We start from the raw sequence: 5044 nt of genomic DNA on the forward strand, positions 1-5044 counted from the left end.
GGCGCCGGGCGGCGACCGGCCGCCACCCGCGCACTCCGAGCGGGGCGCCGGCAGCACCGCCGTGCTGCTGCCGCTGCCGTCGTTGGACGACGAGACGCCCTGACTCCCCGCCGGGCGCCGCTTTCCCCGGCCGCCGCCGGCGGTCGCGCTACTCGAAGCGGGACGGGTCGCCGGCGCCGCGGCGGAGGATCTCCGCTTCGCCCTCCGAGAAGTCGATCACCGTGGTGGGCAGGGTGCCGCACTCGCCGGAGTCGATCACCGCGTCGACCACGTGGTCGAGTCGCTCCTTGATCTCCCAACCCTGCGTCATCGGTTCGGTGTCGCCGGGCATCAGCAGGGTGCTCGACACCAGCGGCTCGCCCAGCTCGGCCAGCAACGCCTGCGTCACGACGTGGTCGGGGATGCGGACCCCCACGGTCTTCTTCTTCGGGTGCAGCAACCGGCGCGGCACCTCCTTCGTCGCCGGCAGGATGAAGGTGTAGCTGCCCGGGGTCGCTGCCTTCAGCGACCGGAACAGCGCGTTGTTGATCTGGACGAACTGGCCGAGCTGTGCGAAGTCCCGGCACACCAGGGTGAAATGGTGCCGGCTGTCGAGCTGGCGGATGTCCCGGATGCGGTCGATGCCCTCCCGGTTGCCCAGTTGGCAGCCGAGGGCGAAGCACGAGTCCGTCGGGTAGGCGATCAGTCCGTTGCCGCGGACGACGTCCACCACCCGGCTGATCGTCCGTGGTTGCGGGTTGTCCGGGTGCACGTCGAGGTACGTCGCCATGGCGGAAGCCTAGGCCGGGGCCCCGCCCTCCGGGTACCGCCGGTCGCCCATCGCCGACCTCTCGTCGGGCGGGTTCACCCTCGCACCGGGCGGTGCCGGTGAGCCGAGCGCGGGAGTCGGCCGTTGCCGTTACGGTGTGAGCGTGGCGACGGCGGCGGAGGAGATCCGGGTCGGGGAGCGGGTGGTCCGGGTCTCCAGCCCGGAGAAGCCCTACTTCCCGGAGCGAGGCCTGACCAAGCTGGACGTGGTGCGCTACTTCCTCGCCGTCGGCGACGGCATCCTGCGTGCGCTGCGGGACCGGCCGACCATGCTGGAACGCTGGCCGCGCGGTGTCTTCGAGGGCGCGAAGATCGGCACCCGGCAGGACAACCGCGGCGACGCCTTCTACCAGAAGCGGCTGCCGGCCGGCGCGCCCGACTGGGTCCGCACCGCGCACATCACCTTCCCGAGCGGGCGGACGGCCGACGAGGTCGCGCCGAGCGAGCTGGCCGTGGTCATCTGGGCGGCCAACCTGGGCACGCTGCGGTTCCACCCCTGGCCGGTCTCGGCGGCGGACGTGGAACGCCCCGACCAGCTCCGCATCGACCTCGACCCGATGCCGGGCGTCGGCTTCGACCAGGTGGTGCCGGTGGCGCACGAGGTGCGGGCCTTCCTCGACGAGCTGGGCCTGGTGGGTTACCCGAAGACCACCGGCGGGCGGGGCCTGCACGTCTACCTGTCGATCGAGCCCAATTGGAGTTTCGGCGAGTGCCGGCGCGCGGTGCTGGCGCTGGGTCTCCAGATGCAGCGCCGCCGCCCGGACCTGGTGACCACCACCTGGTGGCGGGAGCAGCGGGACCGGCCGGTCTTCGTCGACTACAACCAGATGGCCCGCGACCACACGATGACCTCGGCGTACTCGATCCGGCCGACGCCGGCGGCGCTGGTCTCCGCGCCGCTGGACTGGTCGGAGCTGGACGACGCCCGGCCCGAGGACTTCGACGTGGTGAGCATGCCGGCCCGGTTCGCCGGGCGCGGCGACCCGCACGCCGGCCTGGACGAGCGGCGCTTCTCGCTGGAGCCGCTGCTGGAGCTGGCCGACCGGGAGGGGCTGGCGGCCCCGCCGGAGCGCTGAGGCTCAGTCCCGGGGCGCTGAGGGGTCACTGCCAGGGGCTCTGGGCGCCGGTGAACTCCTCGAAGACCAGCCAACTGCGGGTGGACAGCACCCCGGCGATGCCCTGCACCCGCTCCAGCACCACGTCGCGCAGGGTGGCGTTGTCCGGCGCGCGGACCAGGGCGAGCACGTCGTGTTCGCCGCTGAGCAGCGCCACGTGCTCGACGTAGCGCACCCGGGCCAGCTCCGCCGACACCTCCCGCCAGGTGTTCTGCTGGATCGTCAGGGCGATGTACGCCGAGGTGCCCAGCCCGGCCGGCTCGGGCGCCACCTGCGCCCGGAACCCGGTGATCACCCCGTCGCGCAGTAGCCGCTCCACCCGGGCGTACGCGTTGGTGCGGGAGACGTGCACGCGTTCGGCCAGCGTACGGACGGAGAGCCGGCCGTCGCGGACCAGCTCGTCGAGGATGCGCCGGTCCACCTCGTCCAGCGGACCGGCCGAACGTCCCGTTCCACCGGGCGGCCCGCCTCCGGGCCGGTCTCCTGGCTCACATCAGCCCCCTCGGGATGCCATTCATCCCACGTTCACCGCGCATCTTGAGTCAATCATCCGACAGCAGGAGCATAAGGCCACCACACGTCCAGGAGGTCCCCGCCGTGACGACCACACCCCAGGCGGTCCGCAGGGCATCCCCGCGCACCCGCCGGCCGGCCACCCCGGCCGCGCCCGACCCGTCCGCCGGCCTGCTCCCGCAGGCCGAGCCGGTCCGACTGCTCGACCCGGACGGCACGCCGCTGCCGCCCCGCGCCGACTACCCCGAGCCGCCCGTCGAGGCGCTGCGCGAGATGTACCGCCGGATGGTGGTCGGTCGCCGCTTCGACACCCAGGCCACCGCCCTGACCAAGCAGGGCCGGCTCGCCGTCTACCCGTCCTCGCGCGGCCAGGAGGCCTGCCAGGTCGGGGCGACCCTCGCCGTGCGCGACACCGACTGGGTCTTCCCCACCTACCGCGAGTCGATGGCGCTGGTCAGCCGGGGTATCGACCCGGTCGAGGTGCTCACCCTGCTGCGCGGCGACTGGCACTGCGGGTACGACCCGACGCAGGTGCACACCGCGCCGCAGTGCACTCCGCTGGCGACCCAGTGCGTGCACGCCGCCGGGCTGGCCTACGGCGAGTCCTACCAGGGCCGGGACACCGTGGCGCTGGCCTTCATCGGCGACGGCGCCACCAGCGAGGGTGACTTCCACGAGGGGGTCAACTTCGCCGCCGTGTTCAAGGCCCCGGTCGTCTACTTCGTGCAGAACAACAAGTACGCGATCAGCGTGCCGCTGTCCCGGCAGACCGCCGCGCCGAGCCTGGCGTACAAGGGTGTCGGCTACGGCGTGCCCAGCGAGCAGGTCGACGGCAACGACCCGGTGGCGGTGCTGGCGGTGCTCACCCGCGCGGTGGCGCACGCCCGGGCCGGTCACGGCCCGTTCCTGGTCGAGGCGCACACCTACCGGATGGAGCCGCACACCAACGCCGACGACGCCACCCGCTACCGCGACGCCGACGAGGTCGAGGCCTGGCGCGACCGCGACCCGGTGGCCCGGCTGGAGACGTACCTGCGCAACCGCGGCGCGCTCGACGACGCGGCGGTGGCCGCGATCGCCGAGGAGGCCGAGGCGTACGCCGCCGACCTGCGCGACCGGATGAACGCCCAGCCCACGGTCGACCCGCTCAGCCTCTTCGACCACGTCTACGCCGAGCCGACCCCGCAGCTGGTCGAGCAGCGCGAGCAGGTCCGCGCCGAGCTGGCCGCCGCCCGCGACGAGGAGGGGGACGCCTGATGGCCACCATGACCATGGCGAAGGCGCTCAACGCCGCGCTCGCCGACGCGATGCTCGACGACGACCGGGTGGTCGTCTTCGGCGAGGACGTCGGGCAGCTCGGCGGCGTCTTCCGGATCACCGACGGGCTCCAGGCCCGCTTCGGCGACAAGCGCTGCTTCGACACCCCGCTGGCCGAGGCCGGCATCGTCGGCTTCGCCGTCGGGCTGGCCATGTCCGGGCTGCGCCCGGTGGTGGAGATGCAGTTCGACGCGTTCGCGTACCCGGCCTTCGAGCAGATCGCCTCGCACGTGGCGAAGCTGCGCAACCGCACCCGCGGCGCGCTGAGCGTGCCGATCGTGATCCGGGTGCCCTACGCCGGCGGCATCGGCGGAGTCGAGCACCACTGCGACTCGTCCGAGGCCTACTACGCGCACACCCCGGGCCTGAAGGTGGTCACCCCGGCCACCGTCGAGGACGCGTACTCGCTGCTGCGCCAGGCGATCGACGACCCCGACCCGGTCGTGTTCATGGAGCCCAAGAAGCTCTACTTCTCCAGCGCCGAGGCGGAACTGCCCGCGACCACCGCGCCGTTCGGCCGGGCGGTCGTGCGCCGGCCCGGCACCGACGCCACCCTGGTCGCGTACGGCCCGGCGGTGCCGGTCGCGCTGGAGGCCGCCGAGGCCGCCCGCGAGGAGGGCTGGGACCTGGAGGTCGTCGACGTGCGCACCATCGTGCCGTTCGACGACGAGACGGTCGCCGCCTCGGTCCGCCGGACCGGCCGGTGCGTGGTGATCCAGGAGGCGCAGGGCTTCGCCGGTGTCGGCGCGGAGATCGCCGCCCGGGTGCAGGAGCGCTGCTTCCACGCCCTGCACGCCCCGGTGCTGCGGGTGTCCGGCCTGGACATCCCGTACCCGGCGCCGATGCTGGAGCACACTCACCTGCCCTCGGTGGACCGGGTGCTGGACACGGTGGCCCGCCTCCAGTGGGACGACCAGCCCGACCCGCGCTGGCTGCCCCAGGGGAGCGCGGCGTGACCACGGTGGACCGGACGCAGGTCTTCCTCCTGCCCGACCTGGGCGAGGGGCTGAGCGAGGCCGAGATCGTGGAGTGGCGGGTCGCCGTGGGCGACGTGGTCACGGTGGACCAGAGCGTGGTCGAGGTGGAGACCGCCAAGGCGGTCGTCGACGTGCCCTGCCCGTACGCCGGCCGGGTGGTCGCCCTGCACGGCGCGGCGGGTGAGGTGCGGCCGGTCGGCCAACCCCTGATCACCATCGCGCCGCTGGACGGCGACGGCGGCGCGAGCCCGCCGGGCACGCCACCTACCGCGAGGAGGAGCGGGCCGGCTCCGGCAACGTGCTGATCGGGTACGG

At 73.5% G+C, this 5044-nt stretch carries 5 protein-coding genes and 1 pseudogene; 4 read left to right on the forward strand and 2 right to left on the reverse strand.

Going from position 1 to position 5044, the window contains the following annotated elements:
• Positions 1-148: 148 nt before the first annotated feature.
• A complete protein-coding gene (locus tag JNW89_RS27330; RefSeq protein WP_154936484.1) occupies positions 149-769 on the reverse strand; it encodes an L-threonylcarbamoyladenylate synthase in 621 nt (206 codons plus the stop codon).
• Positions 770-911: 142 nt separating this feature from the next.
• Here JNW89_RS27330 and JNW89_RS27335 point away from each other — a divergent pair, with 142 nt between their 5' ends.
• On the forward strand, positions 912-1883 hold the full coding sequence (locus tag JNW89_RS27335) for a DNA polymerase domain-containing protein (RefSeq protein WP_238451229.1): 972 nt from the start codon (positions 912-914) through the stop codon (positions 1881-1883).
• A gap of 25 nt (positions 1884-1908) precedes the next feature.
• Here JNW89_RS27335 and JNW89_RS27340 read toward each other — a convergent pair whose 3' ends face one another.
• Positions 1909-2343, reverse strand: a complete 435-nt coding sequence (locus JNW89_RS27340; RefSeq protein WP_375155150.1) for an Lrp/AsnC family transcriptional regulator — start codon at positions 2341-2343, stop codon at positions 1909-1911.
• Positions 2344-2486: 143 nt separating this feature from the next.
• Here JNW89_RS27340 and pdhA point away from each other — a divergent pair, with 143 nt between their 5' ends.
• From pdhA to JNW89_RS27355, 3 genes and pseudogenes are all read left to right on the forward strand, one after another.
• Positions 2487-3692: a pyruvate dehydrogenase (acetyl-transferring) E1 component subunit alpha gene (gene pdhA / locus JNW89_RS27345; protein ID WP_238451232.1), complete on the forward strand. Its 1206-nt coding sequence runs from the start codon at positions 2487-2489 to the stop codon at positions 3690-3692.
• The gene (locus tag JNW89_RS27350; protein ID WP_179805249.1) at positions 3692-4708 is read left to right on the forward strand and encodes an alpha-ketoacid dehydrogenase subunit beta; all 1017 of its coding nucleotides are present in this window, start codon (positions 3692-3694) and stop codon (positions 4706-4708) included. Before pdhA ends, JNW89_RS27350 begins: the two co-directional genes overlap by 1 nt.
• Positions 4705-5044: pseudogene (locus JNW89_RS27355) on the forward strand (biotin/lipoyl-containing protein); the annotation flags it as partial. The gene JNW89_RS27350 and the pseudogene JNW89_RS27355, both read left to right, overlap by 4 nt.

This window comes from Micromonospora sp. 4G55 (genome assembly GCF_016803375.1).